The organism is Microbacterium sp. AC035 (genome assembly GCF_979258485.1).
Genome location: NZ_OZ409858.1, coordinates 2,441,604 through 2,468,125, shown reverse-complemented (window position 1 = coordinate 2,468,125; position 26,522 = coordinate 2,441,604). Strand labels below are relative to the sequence as shown.

The 26,522-nt window shown below is 68.9% G+C and carries 24 protein-coding genes and 1 riboswitch; of the genes, 16 read left to right on the top strand and 8 right to left on the bottom strand.

Annotation, left to right across the window (positions count from 1 at the left end; all coding sequences use genetic code 11):
- Positions 1–48 precede the first annotated feature (48 nt).
- Positions 49–2,157: an ATP-binding cassette domain-containing protein gene (locus ACZ0AA_RS11885; RefSeq protein ID WP_463513015.1), complete on the bottom strand. Its 2,109-nt coding sequence runs from the start codon at positions 2,155–2,157 to the stop codon at positions 49–51.
- A 121-nt stretch (positions 2,158–2,278) separates the two neighbouring features.
- On the opposite strand from ACZ0AA_RS11885, the gene ACZ0AA_RS11880 reads away from it, so the two are divergent.
- The 4 genes from ACZ0AA_RS11880 to ACZ0AA_RS11865 all read left to right on the top strand — a co-directional run bounded on the left by ACZ0AA_RS11880 (position 2,279) and on the right by ACZ0AA_RS11865 (position 7,723).
- Positions 2,279–3,340 (top strand): enoyl-CoA hydratase/isomerase family protein, encoded by a 1,062-nt coding sequence (locus ACZ0AA_RS11880; protein ID WP_463513014.1) that lies wholly within the window; start codon positions 2,279–2,281, stop codon positions 3,338–3,340.
- Between the two features lie 200 nt (positions 3,341–3,540).
- Positions 3,541–5,268 carry an ABC transporter ATP-binding protein gene (locus ACZ0AA_RS11875; RefSeq protein WP_463513013.1) on the top strand — a complete coding sequence of 576 codons (1,728 nt, stop codon included), beginning with the start codon at positions 3,541–3,543 and terminating at the stop codon, positions 5,266–5,268.
- On the top strand, positions 5,265–7,514 hold the full coding sequence (locus tag ACZ0AA_RS11870; protein ID WP_463513012.1) for an ABC transporter ATP-binding protein: 2,250 nt from the start codon (positions 5,265–5,267) through the stop codon (positions 7,512–7,514). Before ACZ0AA_RS11875 ends, ACZ0AA_RS11870 begins: the two co-directional genes overlap by 4 nt.
- 62 nt (positions 7,515–7,576) lie before the next feature.
- A complete protein-coding gene (locus ACZ0AA_RS11865) occupies positions 7,577–7,723 on the top strand; it encodes a hypothetical protein (protein ID WP_463513011.1) in 147 nt (48 codons plus the stop codon).
- On the opposite strand, the gene ACZ0AA_RS11860 is transcribed toward ACZ0AA_RS11865, so the two are convergent.
- Positions 7,704–9,248: a D-alanyl-D-alanine carboxypeptidase family protein gene (locus ACZ0AA_RS11860; RefSeq protein WP_463513010.1), complete on the bottom strand. Its 1,545-nt coding sequence runs from the start codon at positions 9,246–9,248 to the stop codon at positions 7,704–7,706. The two genes, ACZ0AA_RS11865 and ACZ0AA_RS11860, sit on opposite strands and share 20 nt — an antisense overlap.
- A gap of 82 nt (positions 9,249–9,330) precedes the next feature.
- Positions 9,331–9,440: riboswitch (TPP riboswitch) on the top strand.
- Between ACZ0AA_RS11860 and ACZ0AA_RS11855 the strand changes: the two genes are divergently transcribed.
- The 5 genes from ACZ0AA_RS11855 to ACZ0AA_RS11835 all read left to right on the top strand — a co-directional run bounded on the left by ACZ0AA_RS11855 (position 9,434) and on the right by ACZ0AA_RS11835 (position 15,005).
- The gene (locus ACZ0AA_RS11855) at positions 9,434–10,090 is read left to right on the top strand and encodes an ECF transporter S component (RefSeq protein WP_463513009.1); all 657 of its coding nucleotides are present in this window, start codon (positions 9,434–9,436) and stop codon (positions 10,088–10,090) included. Its footprint overlaps the riboswitch before it by 7 nt.
- Positions 10,087–11,550 carry an ABC transporter ATP-binding protein gene (locus tag ACZ0AA_RS11850; protein ID WP_463513008.1) on the top strand — a complete coding sequence of 488 codons (1,464 nt, stop codon included), beginning with the start codon at positions 10,087–10,089 and terminating at the stop codon, positions 11,548–11,550. Before ACZ0AA_RS11855 ends, ACZ0AA_RS11850 begins: the two co-directional genes overlap by 4 nt.
- A complete protein-coding gene (locus ACZ0AA_RS11845) occupies positions 11,547–12,344 on the top strand; it encodes an energy-coupling factor transporter transmembrane component T family protein (RefSeq protein WP_463513007.1) in 798 nt (265 codons plus the stop codon). The genes ACZ0AA_RS11850 and ACZ0AA_RS11845 overlap by 4 nt, the downstream gene beginning before the upstream one ends.
- A 218-nt stretch (positions 12,345–12,562) precedes the next feature.
- Positions 12,563–13,600, top strand: a complete 1,038-nt coding sequence (locus ACZ0AA_RS11840; protein WP_463513006.1) for a TerC family protein — start codon at positions 12,563–12,565, stop codon at positions 13,598–13,600.
- A gap of 94 nt (positions 13,601–13,694) precedes the next feature.
- Positions 13,695–15,005, top strand: a complete 1,311-nt coding sequence (locus tag ACZ0AA_RS11835; RefSeq protein ID WP_463513005.1) for a hemolysin family protein — start codon at positions 13,695–13,697, stop codon at positions 15,003–15,005.
- Positions 15,006–15,008: 3 nt separating this feature from the next.
- Here ACZ0AA_RS11835 and ACZ0AA_RS11830 read toward each other — a convergent pair whose 3' ends face one another.
- Positions 15,009–15,734 carry a phosphotransferase gene (locus ACZ0AA_RS11830; protein ID WP_463513004.1) on the bottom strand — a complete coding sequence of 242 codons (726 nt, stop codon included), beginning with the start codon at positions 15,732–15,734 and terminating at the stop codon, positions 15,009–15,011.
- Positions 15,735–15,872: 138 nt separating this feature from the next.
- Between ACZ0AA_RS11830 and ACZ0AA_RS11825 the strand changes: the two genes are divergently transcribed.
- From ACZ0AA_RS11825 to ACZ0AA_RS11815, 3 genes are all read left to right on the top strand, one after another.
- On the top strand, positions 15,873–16,499 hold the full coding sequence (locus ACZ0AA_RS11825; RefSeq protein ID WP_400864234.1) for a hypothetical protein: 627 nt from the start codon (positions 15,873–15,875) through the stop codon (positions 16,497–16,499).
- A 171-nt stretch (positions 16,500–16,670) separates the two neighbouring features.
- Positions 16,671–17,432, top strand: a complete 762-nt coding sequence (locus ACZ0AA_RS11820) for an SDR family NAD(P)-dependent oxidoreductase (RefSeq protein ID WP_463513003.1) — start codon at positions 16,671–16,673, stop codon at positions 17,430–17,432.
- Positions 17,433–17,461: 29 nt separating this feature from the next.
- Complete coding sequence (locus ACZ0AA_RS11815) at positions 17,462–18,292, top strand: SDR family oxidoreductase (RefSeq protein WP_290161686.1); 831 nt, start codon at positions 17,462–17,464, stop codon at positions 18,290–18,292.
- 12 nt (positions 18,293–18,304) lie between these two features.
- On the opposite strand, the gene ACZ0AA_RS11810 is transcribed toward ACZ0AA_RS11815, so the two are convergent.
- Genes ACZ0AA_RS11810 through ACZ0AA_RS11800 form a run of 3 tightly spaced genes read right to left on the bottom strand, consistent with a single transcriptional unit; the run spans position 18,305 to position 20,317 of the window.
- Positions 18,305–19,054, bottom strand: coding sequence for a sulfite exporter TauE/SafE family protein (locus ACZ0AA_RS11810; protein WP_463513002.1), 750 nt, complete (start codon positions 19,052–19,054; stop codon positions 18,305–18,307).
- A 16-nt stretch (positions 19,055–19,070) separates the two neighbouring features.
- Positions 19,071–19,709 carry a bifunctional 4-hydroxy-2-oxoglutarate aldolase/2-dehydro-3-deoxy-phosphogluconate aldolase gene (locus tag ACZ0AA_RS11805; protein WP_463513001.1) on the bottom strand — a complete coding sequence of 213 codons (639 nt, stop codon included), beginning with the start codon at positions 19,707–19,709 and terminating at the stop codon, positions 19,071–19,073.
- 53 nt (positions 19,710–19,762) lie between these two features.
- Positions 19,763–20,317 carry a ribosomal protein L7/L12 gene (locus tag ACZ0AA_RS11800; RefSeq protein ID WP_463513000.1) on the bottom strand — a complete coding sequence of 185 codons (555 nt, stop codon included), beginning with the start codon at positions 20,315–20,317 and terminating at the stop codon, positions 19,763–19,765.
- A gap of 70 nt (positions 20,318–20,387) precedes the next feature.
- Between ACZ0AA_RS11800 and rlmN the strand changes: the two genes are divergently transcribed.
- Entirely contained in the window at positions 20,388–21,677 is a 1,290-nt protein-coding gene (gene rlmN / locus ACZ0AA_RS11795) for a dual-specificity RNA methyltransferase RlmN (protein ID WP_400864247.1), read from the top strand.
- On the opposite strand, the gene ACZ0AA_RS11790 is transcribed toward rlmN, so the two are convergent.
- Positions 21,626–22,288 (bottom strand): NAD(P)H-dependent oxidoreductase, encoded by a 663-nt coding sequence (locus ACZ0AA_RS11790; RefSeq protein ID WP_463512999.1) that lies wholly within the window; start codon positions 22,286–22,288, stop codon positions 21,626–21,628. The genes rlmN and ACZ0AA_RS11790 overlap by 52 nt on opposite strands.
- A 57-nt stretch (positions 22,289–22,345) precedes the next feature.
- Here ACZ0AA_RS11790 and ACZ0AA_RS11785 point away from each other — a divergent pair, with 57 nt between their 5' ends.
- A complete protein-coding gene (locus ACZ0AA_RS11785) occupies positions 22,346–22,921 on the top strand; it encodes a TetR/AcrR family transcriptional regulator (RefSeq protein WP_463512998.1) in 576 nt (191 codons plus the stop codon).
- An 88-nt stretch (positions 22,922–23,009) separates the two neighbouring features.
- Positions 23,010–24,635, top strand: a complete 1,626-nt coding sequence (locus tag ACZ0AA_RS11780; protein WP_463512997.1) for a DUF4407 domain-containing protein — start codon at positions 23,010–23,012, stop codon at positions 24,633–24,635.
- A gap of 4 nt (positions 24,636–24,639) precedes the next feature.
- On the opposite strand, the gene ACZ0AA_RS11775 is transcribed toward ACZ0AA_RS11780, so the two are convergent.
- Complete coding sequence (locus ACZ0AA_RS11775) at positions 24,640–24,975, bottom strand: hypothetical protein (RefSeq protein ID WP_463512996.1); 336 nt, start codon at positions 24,973–24,975, stop codon at positions 24,640–24,642.
- A gap of 19 nt (positions 24,976–24,994) precedes the next feature.
- Here ACZ0AA_RS11775 and ACZ0AA_RS11770 point away from each other — a divergent pair, with 19 nt between their 5' ends.
- A complete protein-coding gene (locus ACZ0AA_RS11770) occupies positions 24,995–26,503 on the top strand; it encodes an aminotransferase-like domain-containing protein (RefSeq protein WP_463512995.1) in 1,509 nt (502 codons plus the stop codon).
- The last annotated feature ends 19 nt before the right edge of the window (positions 26,504–26,522 follow it).

Genomic DNA, 26,522 nt, shown 5'->3' with positions numbered 1-26,522 from the left:
TACGGCGCGGAGGGCGTTCGCATCGGGCCCGCAGGGGCAGGCGCGGCCTCAGGACCGGTCGTGCTCGCCCTCGCCGTGCTCGTGCTGCTGGCCTTCGTTGTGCTCGCGCTGCTCGTGGTTCTCGGCATCATGGTGTTCGCCGTCGCGCTGCTCGTGGTGCTCACCATCGTGCCGCTCGTGGTGCTCGCCGTCGTGCTGCTCATGATGCTCGCCGTCGTGGTGTCCGCCGTCGTGCTGCTCCTCGTGACCGCCGTTCACTTCCGAAGCAGCGTCGGCGTCGGCATCGGCCTCGGCATCGGCATCTGCGTCGGCATCGGCCTCTGCGTCGGCATCGGCCTCTGCCTCTGATGAAGCGTCGGCGTCTCCGAGCGGATAGTCCTTGGGCTCGTCCTCGTAGTAGGCGCGCGCCGCGGCGGCGAGCATCGAGGTGACGGCCGCCGAACGAGGGTCGTCGTCGCTCGACGGGGTGTCGTCCGACGCTTCGGTTTCGTTCACTTCGGCGAAGAACTCGACTCCGGAGTGCTCGTCGTCGCCGTCCTCATCCGCGGGCGCGTCGGTGTCATCGCCTGCGGGCGCGTCGGTGTCATCGCCTACGTGGGCGTCGGTGTCATCGCCTACGTGCGCGCCGGTGTCTGGGGCGACCTGTGCATCGGTGTGCTCGGCGACGTGAGCGTCGGCCCCGTCGGCAGGGGTGGTGCCGAACAGGATGTCGTCGAACGAAGGCCGCCCGGTCTCCGGCTCAGCATCCGTGGGAGCTTCTGGATCGGTCGATCCGCCGGCGGGATCGTGGTCACCGGGGGCATCCTCGCCGCCCGCATGGGCTGCCTCCGAGGCGACGTCGGCCGCATCCTCTGCGTCGTTCGCATCCGAGGCATCCGCTGCGTAGCCGAGCTCTGCCGCGGCGTACTCGACATCGCGAGCGGCATCCGCAGCATCCGCCGCGTCGTCGGCCTCGGCATCCGCCGCGTCAGCCTCGGCGCGCGCGGCTTCGGACGCGTCGGCGTCGGACTCTGAGACTCCGGACTCGGCGGCGCCTGATGCGTCTGCGTCGGAATCGGGGACATCGGAATCGGGGACATCAGAATCGGGGACATCGGAATCGGCAGGGCCGGAGTCGGGTCCGACGGAATCGACATCCGGCGCATCGGCTGCGGCTGCGATTACTGCGACCGGCGCTGCCGAATCCGCGACCGGCACTGCCGTATCCGCGACCGGCGCTGCCGAATCCGCGACGGGCGCCGCGGTGATGGCCTGCGGCGCGAGTCTGCCGCCGCGGACGAGCTCGATGAAGACGTCCTCGAGAGTGGGGCCGCGCTGCACCAGGGTTGCGAGGGCGATGCCGGCTGACGCCGCGATGGCACCGACCGCTCCCGCGTTGCTGCCGCGAACGGTCAGGCCGGAGCGGAGCACCTCGACCTCGAGCCCCGCAGCCGACAGTGCAGATCTGAGGGCGGCGCGGTCCACCGCGTCGACCACGACCGATCCCGCAGAGGGATCTGCGAGCTTCTCGATGCCGCTCGAGAGCACGAGCTGGCCCTTCGAGAGCACGAGCACGTGGTCTGCGACCTGCTCGATCTCGCTCAGCACATGCGACGAGACGAGAACCGTGCGGCCCTCGTCGGCGAGACGGCGCAGGAGGAGGCGGATCCAGCGGATGCCCTCCGGGTCGAGGCCGTTCGCCGGTTCGTCGAAGACCAGAGCGCCGGGGTCGCCCAGCAGCGCGTGCGCCACGCTCAGGCGTTGACGCATTCCGAGCGAGAAGCCGCCGATGCGCCCGTCGGCCTCGTGCTCGAGACCGACCAGCGAGAGGACCTCGTCGACGCGCGCGAGCGGGATGCCGTTGGCCTTGGCCGCGATCGTCAGCTGGCGCGAGGCCGAGCGGCGAGGGCGGTACGCGGTCTCCTCCAAGACGGAGCCGATCGTGCGCAGCGGGTGGCGGAGCTCCGGATGCGCGATCCCCCCGATCGTGGCGGTGCCGCTCGTGGCGCGCACCTGCCCGAGGAGGATGCGCAGGGTGGTGGTCTTGCCGGCCCCGTTCGGGCCGAGGAAAGCGGTCACGACACCGGGCTCGACCCGCGCGGAGAAATCGGACACCGCCGTCACGTCGTTGAAGCGCTTCGTGACGTGCGTGAACTCGAGCACCTGTCCGTCGGGCATCTGCGACCTCTCGTTGCAGTGGGCAGTTCTGTCTATCCTGCCGGAAAAGCCGCAGGATCGTGCATTTACCCTACAAACACGTCCGGATGCAAGAGTCCGTCCACGGGGTAGCCTGGCACCCGTGACCGAATCCAGCGCCGCTCCCCGGGTCCTCGTCCGCACCGAAGGAGCCCTCGGCCGACTGACCCTGAACCGGCCGGAAGCGATAAATGCGCTCGATGTCGACATGATCCAGCTGCTCACCCAGGCGCTAGAGCGGTGGCGCGACGACACAGATGTGCAGATCGTGGTGATCGACGGCGAGGGCGAGCGCGGGATGTGCGCCGGTGGAGACGTGCGGGCACTGCACGAGCAGATCGTCGCTGGTCGAGCCGACGAGACGGCGGAGTTCTTCGGCGCGGAGTACGCGCTGAACGCGATGATCGCCGAGTATTCGAAGCCGGTCGTCACGATCGCCGACGGCATCACGATGGGTGGAGGCGTCGGCCTCTCGGGTCACGCGGCCATCCGCATCGTCACCGAACGTTCCAAGCTCGCGATGCCCGAGACGCGGATCGGCTTCACTCCCGATGTCGGCGGCACGTGGCTGCTGGGTCGCATGCCCGGCCGGTTCGGCGAGTACTTCGGACTCACCGGCGCGACGATGAACGGCGCGGATGCCGTGCTGCTCGGCTTCGCCGATCACTTCGTGCCGTCCGATCGGCTCGATGCGCTCCGCGAGGCGCTCGCCTATCGCGCCGACCCGACGGGGCCGGCCGAGATCGTGCTGCTGTTCGACGAGACGCCTGAGCCGTCTGCGCTGCCGGCTTCCCGCGAGTGGATCGACCGCGCGTTCTCGGCCGACACGATCGCGGAGATCGTGTCGCGACTGCGTGCGGAGGAGGCCGCGGATGCCGCGACGACGGCCGACCTGCTCGAGAGCCTGGCGCCGACCGGACTCGCCGTCACCCTCGACGCCGTCAGGGAGGCGCGTCGGCTTCCGAACCTGCGAGCCGCTCTCGAGGGCGAGTACCGCCGCGTGATGTGGTTCGTCACGCGGCACCCCGATCTCGTCGAGGGGATCCGCGCCCAGCTCGTCGACAAGGACCGCAACCCGAAGTGGAACCCGGCGACCATCGCCGAACTCCCGTCGGACGCCGGTGCCGACGCTCGGGATTTCACGCCCGAACGCTCCCTCTTCTGAGGCATTTCGATATATCTGCGGTTGTTCGTCGCGGTGCATAAACCGCTGGCCGTAGGCTAAATGGTTCGCTGTGAGCGAAGGTCCGCCTGCAGGGGGATACGAATGTCCGGAGTTCGTGCCACTCTTGCAAGTGCGTGATCGTCGGCCTGCGTCCGCCCGTCGGGAGATCCGCCGATTCATCCTTCCTAGAAAGTCCGCCTGTGCTGGGAAAAATCCTCCTCCGTTATCTCGCCCGCTATAAGTGGCTGCTCGTGGCCGTCCTGGTCTTCCAATTCGCCAGCGCGCTCGCCACCCTCTATCTCCCGCGCCTCAACGAAGACATCATCAACAAGGGCGTCGCCCAGTCCGACACCGCCTACATCTGGCGCACCGGCCTCTTCATGCTCGCCGTCTCGCTCGGGCAGATCATCGCCTCGGTCATCGCGACCTACTTCGCGGCCCGCGCGTCGATGGGTGCGGGGCGGGACATCCGTGCCGACGTCTTCGCCAAGGTCAGCGGGTTCTCCGAGCGGGAGGTGTCGCAGTTCGGCGCCGGCTCCCTCATCACCCGCAATACGAACGACGTGCAGCAGGTGCAGATGCTCGCGATGATGGGCGCCACCATGCTCGTCACCGCGCCGCTGCTCGCGATCGGCGGCATCATCTTCGCCGTGCAGACGAACATCGGTCTGAGCTGGCTCATCGCGGTCTCCGTGCCGCTGCTGCTGATCGTCGCCGGGCTCGTCGTCAGCCGGATGGTCCCGCTGTTCCGCAGCTACCAGGGCAAGCTCGACACCGTGAACCGCGTGCTGCGCGAGCAGCTCACCGGTGTGCGCGTGGTGCGTGCCTTCGTCCGGGAAAGCATCGAAGAAGAGCGTTTCCGCGGCGCCAACACCGACATCATGGTGGTCGGCCGCAAGGTCGGCTCGCTGTTCGTCCTGCTGTTCCCGCTGTTCATGCTCATCCTCAACGTCACGATCGTGGCGGTCGTGTGGTTCGGCGGCATCGAGGTCAACAGCGGCACGGTGCAGGTCGGCACGATCTTCGCCTTCATGCAGTACATCGGTCAGATCATGGGCGGTGTGATCATGGCCAGCTTCATGGCGATCATGATCCCGCGCGCCGCGGTCTCCGCCGAGCGCATCGGCGAGGTCCTCGAGACGCAGTCGAGCATGCAGCGCCCGGCGAACGGTGTCACCGACTTCCCGACCCCCGGCTCGGTCGCCTTCGACGATGTCGAGTTCACCTACCCCGGGGCCGATTCTCCCGTGCTCAAGGGCATCAGCTTCGCGGCAGAGCCCGGCGAGACGGTCGCGATCGTGGGTTCGACCGGTGCGGGCAAGACGACACTCGTGTCGTTGATCCCGCGACTCTTCGACGTCTCGGGCGGAGCGGTCTTCGTCGGCGGTGCCGATGTCCGCGAAGCGGACGTCGAGTCGCTGTGGGCGACGATCGGTCTGGTTCCGCAGCGTCCGTTCCTCTTCACCGGCACGGTGGCATCGAATCTCCGCTACGGCAGAGAGGACGCGACCGACGAAGAGCTCTGGCACGCCCTCGAGATCGCTCAGGGCCGCGACTTCGTCGAGGAGATGCCGCAGGGCCTCGAATCGCGCATCACCCAGGGCGGCACGAACGTCTCGGGTGGTCAGCGTCAGCGTCTGGCGATCGCCCGCGCGATCGTCCGTCAGCCGCAGATCCTGGTGTTCGACGACTCGTTCTCGGCTCTCGACCTCACCACCGACGCCCGATTGAGGCAGGCCCTGTGGCGTGAGCTGCCGCACGTGACGAAGATCGTGGTCGCGCAGCGCGTCTCATCCATCACCGATGCGAATCGCATCGTCGTGCTCGAAGGGGGCACCATGGTCGGCGTCGGCACGCACGAGGAGCTCCTCGAGACGAGCACCACCTACCGAGAGATCGTCGAATCGCAGCTGGGGGTGGACGCATGAGCGAGCAGAACGCTCCGCAGACCCGCCGCGGTCGCGCCTCCAAGGCCAAAGCCACGGCCGCGACCACCACGGTCGAGCCCGAACTGACCGAAGAAGAGAAGTACGAAGCCGAACTCGCCGAGAAGGCGCGTCAGGACGGCGGCGGCTGGGACAGCGTCGCACCGGGCAAGGCCGACAACTTCGGCAAGAGCTTCAGCCGGATGATCGGGTTGCTCAAGCCGTCGGCCGTGTGGTTCATCCTCGTGTCGATCGCCGGCGCCGTCGGCGTCGTGCTGACGGTCGCCGCGCCGAAGGTGCTCGGCGAGGCCACGAACCTCATCTACAAGGGCTTCATCTCGGTGCAGCTCGCGCAGGCGAACGGTGACTTCCCCGGGTTCCCCGCTGGCACCTCGCAGGACGACGTCGTCGCCGCGCTCCGCCAGGGCGGGCAGGACGACTTCGCCAACCAGGTCGAAGCCCTCGGCAGCTTCCGAGTCGGTGACGGCGTCGACTTCGACGCGCTGAGGTGGATCATCATCGCCGTGCTGGCGATCTACGTCACCGCCGCCTTCCTCAGCTGGCTCCAGGGCTATGTGATCAACGTCATCATGGTCCGCACCATGTGGCGCCTGCGCGAAGAGGTCGAGGCGAAGATCAACCGCCTGCCCCTGTCGTATTTCGACAAGGTGCAGCGCGGCGACCTGATCTCGCGCGTGACCAACGACATCGACAACATCACGCAGACGATGCAGCAATCGCTGTCCGGTGCGATCACTGCCGTGCTCACGGTCGTCGGCGTGCTGGTGCTGATGTTCTCGATCTCGTGGCAGCTGGCTCTCGTCGCGCTGGTCGCGCTGCCCCTCATGGGCGTGATCTTCGGTGTCATCGGTCCTCGGTCGCAGAAGGCCTTCGGCACGCAGTGGCGCAAGGTCGGCCGTCTGAACGCCCGCGTCGAAGAGGCTTTCTCCGGCCACGCGCTGGTCAAGGTCTTCGGTCGTGAGCAGGATGCGCTCGAGAAGTTCAAGGACGAGAACGAGGAGCTGTTCCAAGCGAGCTTCAAGGCGCAGTTCCTCTCCGGCATCATCATGCCGGCGATGACCTTCGTCGGCAGCCTCACCTATGTGGGAATCGCTGTGCTCGGCGGTCTCATGGTCGCGAGTGGACAGCTGCGCCTCGGCGACGTGCAGGCGTTCATCCAGTACTCCCAGCAGTTCACGCAGCCGCTGTCGGAGCTCGGTGGCATGGCCGCGGTCGTGCAGTCCGGAACGGCATCCGCTGAGCGGGTGTTCGAACTGCTCGACACCGAAGAGCAGGAGGCCGATGCCGCTGATGCTCCGAAGCTCGCCGATGGCAAGGGCGTCGTGGAATTCGAGAACGTCGCGTTCTCGTACACTCCCGAGCGGCCGCTCATCACCGATCTCTCGTTCCGGGTCGAGCCCGGCCAGACGGTCGCGATCGTCGGTCCGACCGGCGCGGGCAAGACGACGCTGGTCAACCTCATCATGCGGTTCTACGAACTGAACGGCGGGCGGATCCTGCTCGACGGTCAGGACATCTCCGAGGTCACGCGCGAGCAGCTGCGTTCACGCACCGGCATGGTGCTGCAGGACCCGTGGCTGTTCGCCGGCAGCATCCGAGAGAACATCCGGTACGGACGCTCGACGGCGACCGACGAAGAGGTTCTCGAGGCGGCGAAGGCGACGTACGTCGATCGCTTCGTGCGCTCCCTCCCCGAGGGCTACGACACGGTGCTCGATGAGGACGCGTCCAACGTCTCCGCGGGCGAACGTCAGCTGATCACGATCGCGCGAGCGTTCGTCGCTCAGCCGTCGATCCTGATCCTCGACGAGGCGACGTCGGCGGTCGACACCCGCACCGAGGTGCTGCTGCAGCACGCGATGGCGGCGCTGCGACAGGGACGCACCTCGTTCGTGATCGCTCACCGTCTGTCGACGATCCGCGACGCCGACCTCATCCTCGTGATGGAGCACGGTGACATCGTCGAGAAGGGCACGCACGACGAGCTCATCACGGCTCAGGGGGCGTACTGGCGCCTCTACCAGTCGCAGTTCGAGCAGGCGGCGACCGACATCGACGCAGAGGACGCGCTCACGGGCTCGACTCCTGTCGTCGTGAGCGGCGACGCCGAAGACGCGGGCGCGGCGGCACAGCTCGGGGTCTCGGTGGGGGCGCAGATTCCCACCGCTGAGGCTGCGGCCGCCCAGTCGGTCGTCGAGCGTTCGGACGACGGGGGACACAGGGCCTGATCCGCGCGTCGCGATCCGCACGAGACACGACAGCAGAATGCCCCGCCTCCGTTCGTTCGGAGGTGGGGCATTCTGCGGTCGTCAGCGTCAGCGTCAGCGTCAGCGTCGGCGTCGGCGTCGGCGTCGGCGTCGGCGTCGGCGTCGGCGTCGGCGTCGGCGTCGGCGTCGGCGTCGGCGTCGGCGTCAGCGTCAGCGCTGAGCTGCGGTGATGCCGAGGAGTTCGAGCGGGTGGGTCAGGCGCCACCACGGGCTCGGGGCATCGACGTCGTCCGCGAGCGACAGCGAGGTCGTCACCGTGTTCAATGGCCCGGTGCTCGTCATCGTGCCGACCGCATCGCCCGATTCGCGATTGTTCCCGAGGGCGAAATCTGTCGAGGCCTCGGCCGTCGCGCCGTTCCACAACACGATGTCGGCGTCGGCATCGGTGACGATGTCGGTGGTCGCGCCCCACGGTGTCGTGACGGTGCCGACGACGGTGCCGGCCGCGACAGCGGGAGCCTGCTGCTCGAGCGCCGTCTCCACCTGAGAGAACAGCGAACGGGTCTCGGCGAGGCGCTGCTCATCGTCGGCCTGTCCGAGCACGGACGCATAGAGGTGCACGGTCGTGTCGTCCAGGGTGATGACCTTCGCGGTCAACAGGTTCCAACTGTCACCCAGGGTTCCCGTCTTGACGCCGACCACGCCAGGATCCACCAGCATTCCGTTCGTGTTCACCACAGTGCCTGCGCCCGGAAGATCGACGGACGGGGTGCCGACGATTCCGGCGAACACCGGGTTCTGCATCGCCAGCTCGGCCAGCGCGACGAGCGACTCGGGCGTGGCCCTGTTGCGGTCGTCGAACCCTGACGGGGTCACGATCGTGATGTCGTCGAGGCCGCGGTCGCGCAGCCACACTTCCGCCGCAGCGGTGAACGCCGACGGGGCGCCCCAGATCTCCTGGGAGAGACGATCGATGTAGTTGTTCGCCGAACCGAGCAGCGTTCCCTGCAGGAGCTGGAACTCCGTGAGCGTGCCGCCCACCGGCACGTCGAGTGCCGACTGGTCGGAGCGGCGGTAGTCCCAGTACGCCAGATTGTCGGCCCGGGTGAACGAGAACTCGGGGCCCTGCTCGCCCTCGGCGAGGGGCATCCGATCGAGCACCATCAGACTCGAGACGACCTTGGTGACGCTCGCGATCGCCGCCGCATCGAGCGACGACGAGGTCGTGCCGATACCGCCGATTCCCACGGCCGCACTTCCCTGAGCGGGCCAGGTGATCGCGGCTGCGGGCGCGGCGGTCGTGCCGAGCTCCGCCGCCTGCACGGTCGGCGGCACCTCGTGCAAGGGCCACAGCATGGCCGACCCCACGTAGGTGCCGAGCAGGCCGACGAGCACGCCGAGCGGGACGAGCACGCCGGGGCGGGCGATCGCCGGGCGCAGGTGCGCTCCGGTCAGAAGGGCGTCGCCGCGCGCTGCGGCAGGTGCGTCATCGAGCGCCTCGGTCGCCGGGTGCCGAGCGACTTCCACCGCGTCGACCCATGTCAGCGGCGTCCCTCCGCCGGTGCCCTCTGCCCACTGCGCGTCGGGAGCGGTCTCGAGAGTATCGGGAGCCGGCTCACCGGCGGCCGCGGCGACTGACGCATCAGGCACCGCAGCGGCAGGCGCTGATGCATCGAGCGCTGACGCATCGGGCGTCGACGCGTCGCCCGCAGGAACGGCGGAGGCGGTGGCCTCGGCGGAGTCAGGAGCGGTCACCTCCTCACGGTACCGAACTCGCGCAGAGTTCCGTGTCGCTGCAACAGGAGCAGACGCGAGTGTCGGCACTGGGTAAGATCGTCAGAACAACCACGGGAGTCCGGCGAGCCGGGCTGAGAGGGAGCGAATCGCGCTTCGACCGTCGAACCTGATCTGGGTAATGCCAGCGCAGGGAGGAGTCACTGATGAGTACATCCACGTCCGGATCCACCACGGAATCCGCATCCGTCTCGCGCGCCTCGAAGGGCCTCGGTCGCCCTGAGCTCTGGCGCTGGCGGGTCGTCGACATCGTCGTCGCCAGTGTCATCGCCGTCGCGTGCGCACTGATCTTCCTGCTCTGGAACGTCGGCTACGAGGTGCCGAGCAGCATCCTGACACCGTTGCTCCCCGGCGTGCAGGGTCTGCTCGCAGGCCCCTGGCTCATCGCGGGCGTGCTCGGAGCGCTGATCATCCGCAAACCGGGTGCCGCGCTCTACACCGAACTGGTAGCCGCGATCATCTCGGCCCTCGTCGGCAACGCGTGGGGTCCGCTCACGATCGTCTCGGGCCTCGTGCAGGGTCTCGGCGCCGAGCTGATCTTCCTCGTCTTCCTCTACGGCGTCTGGCGTCTGCCTGTCGCGATGCTGGCGGGTGCCGGAGCGGGGCTCGCGTGCGGCATCAACGACCGCATCCTCTGGTACGCCGGGGCCGACACGCTCTTCACCAGCGTGTACATCGTCTCGACGACCATCTCGGGTGCGATCATCGCCGGGCTCGGAGCGTGGTTGATCGCCCGGGGACTCGCAGCCACGGGCGCCCTCAGCCGGTTCGCCGCCGGCCGCGAGGTCACCGCACGGGTGTGAGTTCGCCCACGACGCCCGCCACCCTCGAAGCGCGCGGCTGGGGGTGGCGGTACGCGACGCGACTGCGCTGGGCGGTGCGGGACGTCGCTCTGCGCATCGAACCCGGCGAACGGGTGCTGCTGCTGGGCGCCTCGGGTTCCGGCAAGTCCACTCTGCTGCAGGGATTCGGAGGGGTGCTCGGCGGCGCTGACGAGGGCGAGACGCATGGACGGCTGCTCGTCGACGGCGTGCCGCCCACCGAGGCGCGCGGTCGAGTCGGCATGGTGCTGCAGGACCCCGACACCCAGACGATCCTCGCCAGGGTCGGCGACGACGTCGCCTTCGGCTGCGAGAACCTCGGGGTCCCGCGCGACGAGATCTGGCAGCGCGTGCGGGCGGCGCTGGATGCCGTCGAGCTGGACGTCGCGCTCGATCGGTCGACGGCTGCGCTGTCCGGGGGTCAGAAGCAGCGTCTCGCCCTCGCCGGCGTGCTGGCGATGCGACCGGGCGCCATCCTGCTCGACGAGCCGACGGCGAACCTCGACCCCGAGGGGGTGCGGGACGTGCGGGATGCCGTCGCCGCGGCCCTGGACGCCACCGGCGCCACCCTCGTGGTGATCGAACACCGCATCGACGTCTGGCTGCCGCTCGTCACCCGCGTGATCGTGCTCGGCGCGGACCCGGAGGGCACGCTTGTCCTGGCGGACGGGAGTCCTGAGCAGGTGCTCGGCGCGCGAGGGGCCGAGCTCGCGGCATCCGGTGTGTGGGTTCCCGGCCACCCGCCCGCCGTTCCGCCCGCCCCGGCGCACACGCCGGGAGAGACGCTGCTCGAGGCGCGCGGACTCACGGTCGCGCGGCGGCGCGGGCTCGCGGTCGCCGGTCCGTTCGATGTCGAGGTGCGCGCGGGCGAAGTGCTCGGCGTGACAGGGGCGAACGGGGCCGGTAAGTCGACCCTCGGCCTCACGCTCGCGGGGCTCATCCCGGCCGAGAGCGGACGAGTGTCTGCCCTGCCCTCTCTCGCCGCCGGCGAGAAACCCGACCCGTTCCGCTGGTCGTCGCGCGCCCTGCTCACGCGCATCGCGTCGGTCATGCAGACTCCCGAGCACCAGCTGCTCGCCAAGACGGTGCGAGAGGAGCTGTCGGTCGGCCCGAGAGCACTCAAGCTGCCCGAAGCCGAGATCGCCGTCCGCGTCGACGATCTGCTCGAACGGCTTCGGCTCACATCTCTTTCCGGCGCGAATCCCTACACGCTGTCGGGAGGGGAGAAGCGGCGGCTCACGGTCGCGGCGGCCCTCGCCACACGTCCCCGGATGCTGGTGCTCGACGAACCCACCTTCGGTCAGGACGCGACGACCTGGGCCGAGCTCGTCGGCCTGATCGCACGCCTGCGCGACGAGGGCACGGGGATCGTCGCGATCAGTCACGACGAGGCCGTGCTCGAGGCCCTGCACGCCCGCCGCATCGAGGTGAGCGCATCGTGATCGATCCGCTGACCGCCCGCGTCGATCGTCCGGGGCCGATCGCTCCGCGTTCCGCGCTCGCCAAGCTCGCAGCCGCGCTGCTCATCGCCCTGCCGCTCGTGTTGACGATCGACGTCGTCTCGGCATCCGTCGCCCTGCTGCTCGAGATCCCGCTGCTCCTCCTCGCGGGCCTGCGCGCCAGGGAGTTCTGGACCCGCACCGCCGTGCTGTGGATCGCCGCGCCGCTGAGCGCGGTCACGATCGCGCTCTACGGCGCGACCAGCGGCACGGTGCACTTCGAATGGCTGGTCATGCGCATCAGTGACGGGTCGCTCACCCTCGCCGCCGCGACCGCCGTGCGGGTCCTCGCGATCGGACTGCCGGCCGTGGTGCTGTTCATCACGGTCGACCCCACCGATCTCGCCGACGACCTTGCGCAGCGGGTGAAGCTGCCTGCTCGGTTCGTCGTCGGAGCGCTCGCCGGGATGCGCATGCTGGGGCTGCTCGTCGATGACTGGCGCGCACTGGCGCTCGCGCGGAGGGCTCGTGGCGTGGCCGACGAGGGGCGGGTGCGCCGAGCGTTCGGCATGGCCTTCGCACTGTTCGTGCTGGCGATCCGTCGCGGATCCTCGCTGGCCACCGCGATGGAGGCCCGCGGCTTCGGCGGCACCGGTCGACGCTCGTGGGCGCGGAAGTCGAGGTGGGATCGACGAGACTCGGTGCTCGTCGCCGTGGCGGCGGTGATCCCGGTGATGGCGATCGGCGCGGCCGTGCTCACCGGCGCCTGGAACTTCATCCTCGGGCCGACCGCCTGAGGCGACGGAACGCGACCGACGCGCAGCATCCACTCAGCTTCCTCAAAGGTGGAATGCCGATGTATTCGCTAGCATCGAGTGAACCCAAGGGGAGTACTCCACCACGGGCGGCTCGTCATTACGGATGTCCCTGCATCCCGGGTCCCCGGTCCTCGTTCTCGAGGATGGAGAAGACCTTGGCGTCGACATCGTCACGCCTACGTCTTCTGGAGACCCTCTTGAACATCACGCCCCTCGTGTGGATCATCACGATCGCCGTCACGATCGCCTTCTTCGTGTACGAGTTCTTCGCCCACGTGCGAAAGCCGCATGAGCCGACCATTGGCGAGTCCGCCCGCTGGTCAGCGTTCTACATCGGCCTCGCGCTGCTGTTCGGCGTCGGCATCGGCACCGTGTCCGGATGGACCTACGGCGGCGAGTACTTCGCCGGGTACCTCACCGAGAAGGCGCTGTCGATCGACAACCTCTTCGTCTTCCTGATCGTGATGACCGGCTTCGCCGTGCCGCGCATCTATCAGCAGAAGGTGCTGATGATCGGCATCGTGATAGCGCTGATCATGCGCGGTGGGTTCATCGCCCTCGGCGCCACGCTGATCGAGAACTTCTCCTGGATCTTCTACCTCTTCGGCGCCCTGCTCCTGTTCCTCGCATACCGCCAGGCATTCGCGCAGGGCGACCACAACCCGGCCAACGGCCGATTCATGCGCTTCGTGCGCCGCATCCTGCCGGTGAGCGACGAGTACAACGGCGACCGCCTGACCGTGCAGCGGGACGGCAAGCGCTTCTTCACTCCGATGTTCCTGGTGATCATCGCGATCGGCTTCGTCGACCTGATCTTCGCGGTCGACTCGATCCCCGCGATCTACGGTCTGACCGAAGAGGCCTACATCGTCTTCACGGCCAACGCCTTCGCGCTGATGGGTCTGCGCCAGCTGTACTTCCTCATCGGCGGTCTGCTGCAGCGCCTCGTGTACCTGGCTCAGGGCCTCGCGGTGATCCTCGCCTTCATCGGCGTCAAGCTCGTGCTGCACGCGATGCACGTCAACGAGCTGCCGTTCATCAACGGCGGCGAGCCGATGCTGTGGGCTCCCGAGATCCCGATCTGGTTCTCACTGGTCTTCATCGGCGCGACCATCGCGGTCGCCACCATCGCCAGCCTCCTGAAGACGCGGCGCGACGACAGGCGCGACGCGCTCGACGACACCTCCTCGACCTCTGCATCCCTCACCACCGACACCCAGAAGGAACACTCGTGAACCAGTCGCGCCGCTCCGACGCGTCCGCAGACCCCGACAGACCCGGCGCCCGAATGACCTCGGGCACCCCCGCACCTCGTGAGGTGACCCGCTGATGGGCGACCTCGCGGTGAACATCGCCCTGGTGTTCGTGTTCGTCCTCGTCGGTGGCGTTTTCGCCGCGACTGAGATGGCGCTCGTCACCCTGCGCGAGAGCCAGATCAATGCCATCGCGGCTCGTGGCAAGCGCGGCGAGAAGGTCGCGGGCCTCGCCCGCAATCCCAACACCTTCCTCTCCGCCGTGCAGATCGGCGTGACGGTCGCCGGCTTCGCATCAGCGGCGTATGGAGCGACATCGATCGCCCCTTCTGTCGCCCCACTGCTCGAGAACCTCGGAGTCGCGGCCCCGCTGGCCCTGACGCTGGCGACGGTGCTGCTGACGCTGGTGATCGCGTACCTCTCGCTCGTGCTCGGCGAACTCGTGCCCAAGCGCCTCGCGATTCAGCGCAACGCACAGTTCGCGTATGCCGTCGCGCCGGTGCTCGACGGCTTCGCCACCGTCATGCGGCCGGTCATCTGGCTGCTCTCGGCGTCGACCAACGCGGTCGTGCGTCTGCTCGGCGGCGATCCGAACAAGGCGGCGGACGAGCTCAGCGAGGAGGAGCTGCGCGACATCGTCGCGACCCACCAGAGCCTCCCTGACGAGGAGCGCCGAATCCTCGACGACGTGCTGTCACTGCGGGGCCGCCAGGTGAGCGAGGTCATGCGTCCTCGCCCCGAGGTCGTCGCCCTCGACGGCACGGCGACTCTGACAGAGGCCATCGCGCAGGTCAGGGAGCTGCCGTTCTCGCGCTACCCCGTGGTCGACGCCTCCCTCGACGACATCGTGGGCTTCGTGCACGTGCGCGATCTCTTCGAGGCGGCCGCCGACGACGCGTCACGTCAGGTGTTCGGACTCATGCGTCCCGTCGAGTACGTGCCGTCGACGGCCGGGGTGCTGCCGACTCTGACCCGCATGCGGGCCGCGGGGCACCAGATCGCGGTGGTCGTCGACGAGTACGGCGGAACCGACGGCATCGTGACCCTCGAGGACCTCGTCGAGGAGGTCGTCGGCGAGATCTTCGACGAGTACGACACGGAAGACCGGATGACGGATGCCGGCGGCGCACTCGACGGACGTCTCAACCTGCAGGACTTCGCCGAGATCACCGGCATCGCCCTGCCCCGAGGTGCGTCGGACACGGTCGCCGGGTTCGTGACCGAGATGCTCGGACGCCTCGCGGTGGTCGGCGACTCGGTCGAGGTGCCGGGGGCGACGATCCGCGTCACCGCCGTCGACCGCCGCCGGATCGCCGAGATCCGGGTGGTTCTGCACGAGGACGCCGACGGCGGTGCCGCTCAGGACGCCGCTGCGTCGAAGGGCTGAGGCTCAGGTCTCGTTCCAGAGTCGGCGGTAGTACCCGAGCCGCTCCCGATCGGGGGCGACGCCGTAGGCCTCGATGAGCACGTCCTCCCACCCTGGGCCGAAGTTCCACCGGGTGCTCATCGAGGCCACGGCGATGTCGGCCCAGCGGTCGGCGACGCCGAGTGCGGCGAGGTCGACATGTGCGAGCGGTCGACCGGCGTCGTCGAGCAGCGTGTTCGGCATGCACGCGTCGCCGTGGCACACCACGAGTGTGTCGACGGGCGGGGGGTCGAGCAGCTCGGCGGGCACGGTGACCCCGCGTTCTTCGGCGTTCGCGATCCGCCACGCGGGGTCCCACATCCAGGGGCACTCGGCGACCGGCAGCGAGTCGTGCATCGTCCGCAGGGCGGCGCCGACGGCGCGCACCGAGGTGCGGGGGTCATCGGCCCACCGCTCGTCCACGGCGCTGTGACCGGGCAGAGCGACGGTGACGAGCCATTCGTGCGCATCGTCCGAGCCCTGATCGATCACCTCGGGAACAGTGAGCCAGCGTCGTGCCCACCGCATCCGCTCCGCCTCGTCGCGCATGTTCGCCTCGGCGTCGTGCGGCCCCCATTTGATGTAGCGACCGTCGTCGGTGCGGAAGGTGAGCCCGCCGATGCCGTTCAGCCACACCGGCGTCAGCGCGGCGCCCGCGGCCAGCGACCGCACGGTGGGCGGGATATCGGTCGTTGCCGAAGGGATGCTCATGGGTCGCTCACCTCGTGTTCGAACGTATATCGGAATGCATGTATTTTTCCGGTTCTGGCGGGCCGGACGAGGTTAGTCTCAGTCCCGGTCGCCGTCGGCGGCCGCACCATCATCCCACTCGACACACCAGAGGTCTTCGTGCGCGTTTCGTCTCGGTCGCAGTGGTGGCGGCGTCACGGCAGTGATGCCGACGCCTCTTCACCCACGGCGCCCGGTGCCGACGCTGCTCACGCTGACGCGGTCGAGCTGCCGAAGGCTCCGGCGATCTCGTCGCAGGAGCCGGGCGAGCGGGATCTCGACCAGTTCGTCGAGTGGATCTGGAGCGGCGACGCACAGGTCTCCGCGCCCGATGACAGCGTCCAGAGCACACGCATCACCAATGAGGAGCAGTACAACATGAGTTCACTTGACGACGCCCTGCAGCAGCTGCTGGCCATCGAGGGCGCCACCGGCGCCGCGATCGTCGACTACGGCAGCGGAATGGCACTCGCCCAGGGCGGCAATCCCTCATTCGACTTGGGGATCGCCGCGGCCGGCAACTCGAACGTCGTGCGTGCCAAGCTCGCCACCATGCGAGACCTCGGGGTCACCGACGAGATCGACGACATCCTCATCACCCTGAGCTCGCAGTATCACCTGATCAACGTGCTCAACGCGACGGGTGCAAGCGGTCTCTTCATCTACCTCGTGCTCAACCGCGCGTCGGCGAACCTCGCGCTCGCTCGTCACAAGCTGAAGGGCATCGCCGCGCAGATCGAGGTCTGATCTCGCACGTCGTTCCGAAGGGGCGGGGCCGTCACGGCTCCGCCCCTTCGGCGTGCGCGGCGTAGGCTCGGGAACGGCACTGTCGAGGAGAGTCGCACTCTCGACGTGTCGTCTGACACTCAGAATCAGCTAAACTGACACTGAGTCGCACACGTTTCGAAGGAGAACCGCATGCAGATCCAGGGCTCGAGTGCTCTCATCACCGGCGGTGCGTCCGGTCTGGGCCTCGCCACCGCACGGACGCTCGCTGCCGCAGGCGCCGTCGTCACGATTCTCGACCTGCCGTCGTCGGCCGGAGCCGCGATCGCCGAAGAGCTCGGCGGGGTCTTCGCGGGCGGCGATGTCACGAGCGCTGAGGATGCCGTCGCGGCCGTCGCCGCCGCGCAGGCGGCAGCGCCGCTGCGCATCGTGGTCAACTGCGCGGGTATCGCCCCGCCGGCCAAGGTGCTCGACCGCGAGGGCAACCCCGCGGTGCTCGCCGACTTCGAGCGCATCGTGCGCATCAACCTCGTGGGCACCTTCAACGTGCTCTCGCAGGCGTCTGCCGTGATCGCGAAGAACGACCCGACCGACGGCGGTGACCGCGGCGTCATCGTGAACACCGCCAGCGTGGCGGCCTTCGACGGTCAGATCGGTCAGCCGGCATACTCCGCCTCGAAGGGCGGCGTGCACGCGATGACCCTTCCGGTGGCGCGCGAGCTCGCTCGCTACGGCATCCGCGTCTGCACCATCGCCCCGGGCATCATGGAGACACCGATGCTGATGGGTCTGCCCCAGGCGGCGCAGGACTCGCTCGGCCAGCAGGTGCCGTTCCCCTCTCGCCTCGGACGCCCCGACGAATACGCCGCCCTCGTGCAGCAGATCGTCGAGAACGGCTACCTCAACGGAGAGACGATCCGCCTCGACGGCGCCATCCGCATGGCCCCGAAGTAGACCCAAGCCCCACGCTTCAAGGAGCATCCATGTCACTGGCAGGCAAGACCATCCTCATGTCCGGCGGAAGCCGCGGCATCGGCCTCGCGATCGCGCTGCGCGCCGCGGCAGACGGCGCGAACATCGCGATGCTGGCGAAGACTGACACCCCGCATCCGAAGCTCGAAGGCACCGTGCACTCGGCGGCGGAGCAGATCAGGGCCGCCGGCGGCCAGGCGCTACCGATCGTCGGCGACGTGCGCGACGACGACGACATCACAGAGGCCGTGATGAAGACGCAGGGCGAGTTCGGCGGCATCGACATCGTCATCAACAACGCCAGCGTCATCGACCTGTCGCGCTCGCTCGACCTCGGCGCGAAGAAGTACGACCTCATGCAGGACGTGAACGTGCGCGGAACCTTCATGCTCTCGCGCGCGGCCGTGCCGATCCTCAAGGATGCCGAGAACCCGCACATCCTGTCGCTGTCTCCGCCTCTGAACCCCACGCCGAAGTGGCTCGGGGCGCACACCGGATACACGCTCGCGAAGTTCGGCATGACGATGGTGACCCTCGGCCTCGCAGCGGAATTCGCTCGCGACGGCATCGCTGCGAACACTCTGTGGCCGCGCACGACGATCGCGACCGCCGCGGTGCAGAACCTGCTCGGCGGTGACAAGGTCATGGCCGCGAGCCGGACGCCCGACATCTACGCCGACGCCGCCTATGCGGTGCTGCTCAAGCCTGCGGCGGAGTACACGGGCCAGACGCTCATCGTCGAGGACGTGCTCGAGGCCGACGGAGTGACCGACTTCTCGAAGTACGCCGCCGTGCCGGGAACGCCCGATGACCGGCTGTTCCCCGACATCTTCCTCGACTGAGCGGGCAGACGGTCAGAACAGCAGGTAGACGGCCCCGGCGATCGTCAGCACGATCACGATGCGGTCGAACAGCACCTGGTTCATCCGCTTCGCGAGGCGGATGCCGACGAGGGCGCCGATCACGACGAGCGGCGCGAGCACGGCATCCATCAGCAGCACGTGCCCCTCGAACAGGCCGAGGCCCGCGAGGAACGGGATCTTCACGAGGTTGATGATCGCGAAGAACCAGGCCGAGGTGCCGAGGAACACCTGCACGGGTGTGCGCGTCGCGAGGAAGTACATCGACATGACCGGTCCGCCGGCGTTCGCAACCATGGTCGTGAAGCCGCCCAGCGTGCCGTAGACGCCCGAGAGCACGAGGCCGCCCGGTGCCGGTGCCACGGCATCCGCCCTGTTCCCCCTCCATCGCCGCCACAGTGTCACCGCGATCATCGCGAGCAGGATCACGCCGATCGCGCGCCGGACTATCCCGTCGCCCGCGAGCGCGAGGAACGCGAACCCGGCGACGAGGCCGGCGATCACTGCCGGAGCAAGGCGCAGCAGGGTCGGCCAGTGCGCGTGGCGGCGGTAGGTGATCAGCGCGAACACGTCGCCGACGATGAGCAGCAGGAGCATCGCCGCGGTCGACGTGCGCGCGGGCAGCACGGTCGCGAACAGGGCGATCGCCAGGATGCTGCCGCCGGGCAGCGCGGTCTTCGAGATGCCGATCGTGACGGCGGCGAGGCCGAGCGCCGCCCACGCGAGGGGTGCGAGTTCGATCACCGGATCATCGTGTGATTCAGCCGCGGGTCGCGGCGAGTGCTGCAGCGAAGCGAGCCGAGCGCTGCTCGATGTCGGCCCAGTCGGATGCCGCGAGCGATGCGCCGTTGGCGAGGTCGCCGCCGGCACCGACAGCGACCGCTCCGGCCCGGAACCACTCGGCGAGGTTGTCGGGGCTGACTCCGCCGGTCGGCATCAGCGGGGCATCGGGGAAGGGCCCGCGCAGCGCGCCGAGATACGAGGGGCCGCCGAGCGAGGCGGGGAAGATCTTGACCACGTCGACGCCCAGTTCGAGCGCGCCCATGACCTCGGTCGGGGTCATGGCGCCGGTCATCACGACGCGGCCGGTGTCGAGCATCGCGCGTGTGAGTGCGGGAAGAGTGCCGGGGCTGACGAGGAATTCCGCGCCGGCGTCGGCTGCGAGTGCGGCCTGCTCGACGCTGGTGACGGTGCCGGCGCCGATGTACGCGGCGTCGCCGTGGCGGGCGATCAGCTCACGGATCACCGCGGGGGCATCAGGGGTCGAGAAGGTGACCTCGATGCCGGTCACACCGCCGCGGATGATGGCCTCTGATGCCTCGAGGGCGAGCTCAGGCGAGGGCGCGCGGAGCACGGCGAGGACGCCGGTGGCGCGGGCGCGGGCGAGACGGTCGGGCATCGGAGCTCCTTCAGTGGGGGATCCCACCCATTCTCTCCGACAGCAACCTGTAACTACAACTGGCGTGGGCGCGGCCAGGCCTCGACGACGTCCTTCGATTCCCTGAGGCCCAGCCCCGTGTGCTCCCTCACGAGCTTGATCGCCTGGATCTTCTGGTCGGCGGACACGAGTCGATCGACCTCCGAGGCGACAGGCGCGCCGAGCGCTCCACGCACCGACGACGGCGTCGCGGTGATCGACGAGTGCACCGCCGAGGCGTTCGACACGGCCGCGAGATGCGGAGCCGTGGTGCTGACCGACCAGTGGTCGATCCGATCCTTGGCCTCCTGCAGACGAACGCCGGTGTGCTGCCGGTAGAGCTTGATGGCGTTGATCTTGTGCCCGGCTGCGACGAGCCGGTCGATCTCGGCGATCGCCGCGGGAGTCAGCTGAGACGCCGAAGCGGTCGACGTCGACGTGGAGGCCACCGAGCGAGCCATCGTCGGCGACGGGGTGAACACGGGGGGCTCGGGGGCCTGGGGGCGCATCGACCGCAGTGCGGCGCCGACGATCACCACGCCCACGACGACAGCTGCGATGACCGCGCCGACAGCGATGATGATGTCCATTCGCTCAGTCTAGGGATGCGCGTGCCGCCGCCCCAGGGCCTTCCCACCCGGCACCGCGTACCCTGGAGATATGACCGAGACTCCCCGCACGCGCGAGACGCGCCCCGCCACGGCACCCGCGTCGTCCCGTTCGGGGGCCGTCCGTTCCACCGGCACTGCGCAGGTTCGCCCTGCGACCGAGGGTTGGACCCAGCAGAAGGATGCCGAGGGGCGTCCGCTGCTGCAGTTCGCGAGCCCCAAGCGCGGCAAGCCGCCGGTGCACCTCGCCGACCTCACGCCCGCGGAGCGCGTCGAGAAGGTCAAGGAGCTCGGCCTGCCCGGATTCCGCGCGAAGCAGCTCTCGACCCACTACTTCCGGCACTACACGTCGGACGCCGCCGAGATGACCGACCTGCCCGCCGACACCCGCGAGCAGCTCGTCGCGGGCATGCTGCCGCCGCTGCTCACCGAGGTGCGTCGCCTCGAGACCGACCGCGGGGACACGATCAAGTTCCTGTGGCGTCTGCACGACGGCGCCCTGGTCGAGTCGGTGCTCATGCGCTACCCCGGCCGCATCACGCTGTGCGTGTCGTCGCAGGCCGGATGCGGCATGAACTGCCCCTTCTGCGCCACCGGCCAGGCGGGTCTCACGCGCAACATGTCGACCGCTGAGATCATCGAGCAGATCGTGCGCGCCAACCGGCTGATCGCCGAGGGCGGTCTGGGCGGCAAGAAGTCCGACGACCACTCGATGGAGCGCGTCTCGAACATCGTCTTCATGGGCATGGGTGAGCCGCTCGCCAACTACAAGCGCGTGATGGATGCCGTGCGCTCGATGGTCGCACCTCAGCCCGATGGTCTCGGCATGAGTGCTCGCGGCATCACGGTGTCGACGGTCGGTCTCGTGCCGGCGATCAAGAAGCTCGCCGACGAGGGGATTCCCGTCACCTTCGCGCTCTCGCTTCATGCACCCGACGACCACCTGCGCGACGAGCTGATTCCGGTCAACTCGCGCTGGAAGGTCGACGAGGCACTCGACGCCGCCCGCTACTACTACGAGAAGACGGGTCGCCGCGTCTCGATCGAGTACGCCTTGATCAAGGACATGAACGACCACGCGTGGCGCGCCGACCTGCTCGCCGACAAGCTCAACGAGCGCGGCCGCGGGTGGGTGCACGTGAACCCGATCCCGCTGAACCCGACCCCCGGCTCGATCTGGACCTCGTCGACACGTGAGGCCCAGAACGAGTTCGTGCGCCGACTCAATGACGCCGGCATCCCGACGACCCTCCGTGACACCCGCGGCAAGGAGATCGACGGAGCCTGCGGTCAGCTCGTCGCGACGACCGAGGATGAGGCGGCTTCGGCCGCCATGGCCTGAGGCTCCCGACGCTCCGCGGGCCCGGACGGGTTGCGCGGCGATCTGTCGCGGACGCCGTCTCGGCGGCCCAGCGCCTCGGCGCGGCTCAGCCATGAGGCGATGCGCTCGGGGCTCGCATCCTTGACGCCCAGCATCCGGGTGGTGCGCACTGAGCGGACGCCGCAGAACCGCAGCGTCCCGCGGGCGACGTGCGTCTGCGCAGGCAGACCCGTGAAGGGCGTGAGGAACCACGGGGTGTCGCCGAGCAGGAACAGCCGACCGTTGCGCGCGGGCAGCAGTCCCTCGACGAGCCCGAGCTTCGAGTAGCGGTACTCCTGCTGCGGCAGCAGCGCCCGATCGAAGAAGCCCTTGAGCATCGCGGGCACCGAACCCCACCAGAGCGGCGTGAACACCACGACCGTGGCGGCCTCGGCGAGGGCGCGCTTGGCGTCGAGCAGGTCGGGCTCGAGTTCCATGCGCTGGCGGTAGCCGAAGCGCAGTGACGGATCGAACTCGAGATCGCGCAGCGCGAGGATGCGCGCATCTCCGTGCGCTGCGGCATAGCGCCGGGCGAGCTCGGCGGTGAGGGAGCGGGCGTCGGGGTGGCCGTCGATGATCAGCGCGGAAGACATGAGGACTCCTATGTTGACAGTGTCAAGAACTGGTGGACACTGTCAAGATAGGCAACAATGTTGCTTGTGTCAAGTTCTCGATCGGGGTATCACCACGGCGATCTCCCCCACGCCCTCGAGGCCGCCGCGATGCAGCTGCTCGCCGAGAAACCCGCGGGCGAGATCAGCCTGCGCGAGGTCGCGCGCGCTGCAGATGTGAGCCACAACGCGCCGTACCACCACTTCTCCGACCGTCGGGGACTGCTCAAGGTGCTCGCCGAGCGGAGCATGGCCGATCTCGTGGCCGCAGTGCGTGACGCGATCGCGGCGGCACCCGACCCGGCATCCGCGGTGATCGAGGGCGGTGCCGCGTACATCCGCTACGCGGTCGAGCATCCGAACGGCTTCGACGTGATCTACGACCCCACGGTGTGCATCCCCGGCGAGCCGAGCGAGACCATGGCGCCGCTGATCGCCGAGCTCGAAGAGCTGCTGTCTGCAGCATCCGTCTCCGCCGGGCTCGACGAACAGAGCGTCACCGGCGTGTGGGGCCTTGTGCATGGCCTCGCGACGCTGTGCGCAGCCGGACATTTCACGCTCGATGACGCGCTCGCCGCTGGTGCCGATGCGCTCTCCCGCATGCTCCCGAGCTGACCGTCAGCCGCGTGCGAGCGGCCCTGCAGAGGCGGAAACACAGGGTTCGTGCACGTTTTCCACAGGCGACCTTTCGTAGATTGTCGGAATGCCCTATTCCGCTCACCGCCCCGGACGGTTCGATTCGCAGGGTCGGATCATCCTCGACAGCGACCCGAACGCTGACACGGACGACCTCGACTTCCTGCGTGCGTACGAGCCCTCCGGCGCCGATCTGCAGGCGCCGGAGTCGGTCGACCCCACGCCGGACGCAGAGGGCGGGCAGGATGCCACGGCACCCGCCGAGCCCGTGCGCGAGCCGAAGCCCCGTCGCCAGCCGCGTGAGCGTGCGCCGCGCGTGCCGGGTTCGCGTCTTCGCAAGCTCGCGATCCTCGGTGGTGCCGACGGCGAGATCCTCGACCGGGTTCCCGGCGAGACCCCTCGTTTCGTGCAGATGTTCTTCGTGCTCGCCGGCACCGCACTGGTCTCGGCGATCTCGATGCTGTTCGCGCTGACCACCGGAGTGCAGGCCGCGATCTGGCTGGCCGTGCCACTGGCGGTCGTGTGGGCGCTGATCATCTTCAACCTCGACCGATTCCTGACCTCGACCATGACGTCGACGCGCAACGTCTGGAAGCTCATCGGGCTCGCGATCCCGCGTGTGATCATGGCGGCGATCATCGGCTTCGTCGTCGCCGAGCCGCTCGTGCTGCAGATCTTCCACAACGACATCGCTCGCGAGGTCGCCGCGACGAACATCACGCAGGCGCAATCCGACCAGGAGGCTCTGGAGACGGGCCCCGAGAAGACGGCGCTCGACGCGGCATCCGACCGGGTCGCCACGCTCGAGAACCAGGCGGCCACCGGCGTCGTGGCCGGCACCGACTCGTCGTCGGCGAGCGAATCCGCCGCTCAGGCGACGGTCGACGACCTGACCACCAAGATGACAGACCAGCAGGCCGTCATCGACCAGGCGCGCATTCTGTACCAGTGCGAGCTCACGGGTGAAGGTGCAGGCACGGTTCCCGGGTGCACCGGCGTGAACGGCGAGGGCGCGAGCTCCGATGCCGCCCAGGCCCAACTCGCAGAGGCGCAGCAGACCTACGATGCGCTCGCCGCGCAGCTGCGCACCGCCAACGAGGAGCTCGCCGCGGCAGGCACCGCCGCGAAGGAGAACACCAGCACGTCGGAGGCGCAGAACCGCGAGGAGGCGCAGTCGCAGCTGCCCGCCGCGCGCGACAGCTATGACGCCGCGCTCGACGCGTACAACGCACGGGCCGAATCCGTGGCATCCGGCAATGCGGGAGCGATCGGTCTGCTGAGCCAGATCAGCGGACTCAACCGGCTGAGCGAGAAGGAGCCGACGATCCTCTGGGCGCACATCCTGATCGCCGCGCTGTTCTTCATGATCGAGTTGCTTCCGGTGCTCGTGAAGGTGCTCACCTCCTACGGCGACCCGTCGCTCTACGAGAAGGCCGCCGCGATCCGCAGGCAGGTCGCACTCGACAAGGTCACGGCCGAGGGCTTCCGCGACCGTGCGGCGATCGTGACCGTGCAGTCCCAGGGGATCCAGGCGGATGCCGGATCAGGCGAACCGAAGACGCGGGCCGAGCGCAAGGAGGCCGCCCAGGCGGCGCAGGAGCGTGAAGCGGCGCAGGAGCGCGAGCTCGCCGACAAGCGCGCCCAGGCGCAGACGCTCGCCGAGCAGGAGCAGCTGGTCGAACCGCGCGTCTGAGCGCTCAGGCCACACGGCGCGGCAGGCGTGCGGCGAGATCGCGGATGCGCACCTGCTCGACGGGTCTCGCGATCGGCGACGACGGGGAGAGCACGTCGATGATCCGGAGATCGCCCTGAGTGCGCACCGCAGCAGCGAGCGAGCGGATCAGCGCCACCGTCGACGGCTCGCCCGTCCAGGTTGCACCCGTCAGCGCCGTCTCGATGAGCATCAGCGGTCCGCGGAGCGCCGGGTCGTGCTGGCGCGACTCCACTGAGAGCCACGCGACGAGCTCGCTGATGGTCCATTCCGGGGTGATTGGCTCAAGATCCGGGTGTTCGATGGCTATTGGCTGCGTCATTGGTCCAGAATCGGATGCTATGAGCGCCATCGACAGAGCCAATGGCGGGCCAGTGGCCCAACGATCGGACGAGGGGTTCGCGCCCCTCGCGCCGCTCGTGCGGGCGGGCGAGGTGTCGGCGGAGGGCCTGGCTGCTCGACTCGGTCGATGGACGCAGGGAGAGGGCACCCTGGCGGCGCGGCTGTCCGAGGGCGTGGCCGCCCTCATCTCGGGTGGCGAACTGCGAGCGGGCGACCGGCTTCCGGCGGAGCGCGCGTTCGCCGCAGCGAGCGCGGTGTCGCGGGGGACGGTCGTCGCAGCCTACGCGGACCTCGCCGAGCGGGGACTCGTCGACAGACGTCAGGGCAGCGGCACCCGCGTCACCGGAATCGCGACGCCGGCGATCGCGTCGGTGCAGCGACCGGGGCGTGGAGAGGCGCTCTTCTCGGCGTCGCCGAACGCGATCGATCTGCTGCGCACCGTGCCGCAGCTCTCCGACCTCGCCGTCCAGCTGATCCGCGAGCACCAGCCGCGGCTCGAACTCGCGCTGCTCCCCGAGACCGACCCCGCCGGACTGCCGGCGCTCCGCGAGCTGATCGCCGAGATGTACGGTGCGGAGGGCACGCCGACCACGCGCGAGCAGATCCTGGTGACCCACGGCGCGCAGCAGGCGATCAGCCTGGTGATCAATGCGCTGGTCAGCCCCGGCGATGTGGTCCTCGCCGAGGAGGTGACGTGGCCGGGCGTCACCGACTCGGTCGGTCTTCGCGGAGGCATCGTGCACGGCATCCCGATGGGGGATGACGGGCTCGATGTCGATGCGCTCGAGGTCGCGATCGCCCGGCTGCGGCCCGTCGCCATCGCGCTGAACCCGCACCACCAGAACCCCACCGGCACTCGGCTTCCTGCGGCCGCGCGACATCGCGTCGCCGAACTGGCCGCGCAATACGGTGTGCCCGTCATCGAAGACAGGGTGGTCGCGGGCATCTCATTCGACGGCGTCGTGCCTCCGACGCTGGCGGCGGAACGTGCCGATGCCCCGATCATCGTCGTCGAGTCGGTGTCGAAGTGGGCGTGGGCTGGACTGCGGATCGGCTGGCTGCGGGCCGACCCCGTTCTGGTGCGCAGACTGCGCGCGGCGCGACAGCTCGCCGACCAGTCGACGAGTGTGCCTGGTCAGCTCCTCGCCCTCGACCTGCTGGCGAGGGCGGTCGATCTGCGTACCGCGACCAGCCGCATCCACGGTGAGCGTCTGAGGCTCGTGCGGTCGCTGCTGGCCGAGCACGTGCCCGACTGGCGTTGGGCCGAGCCTCGCGGTGGACTCTCACTCTGGGCGGCGCTGCCTGTGGGGTCGGCCAGCGCCTTCGCCAGGATCGCCGCCGTGCACGGGGTGTCTATCGCCGGAAGCGCGGCGTTCGCGGCATCCGTCCTGCCGGACGACCACATTCGCATCCCGTTCACGGCGCCCGACGAGGTCCTGACGGAAGGGGTGCGCCGCCTCGGTGTCGCATGGCGGGAGTATCGGGATGCTCTCGGCGACCGCCGCTAGCGTGAGCCCGCTCCTGACA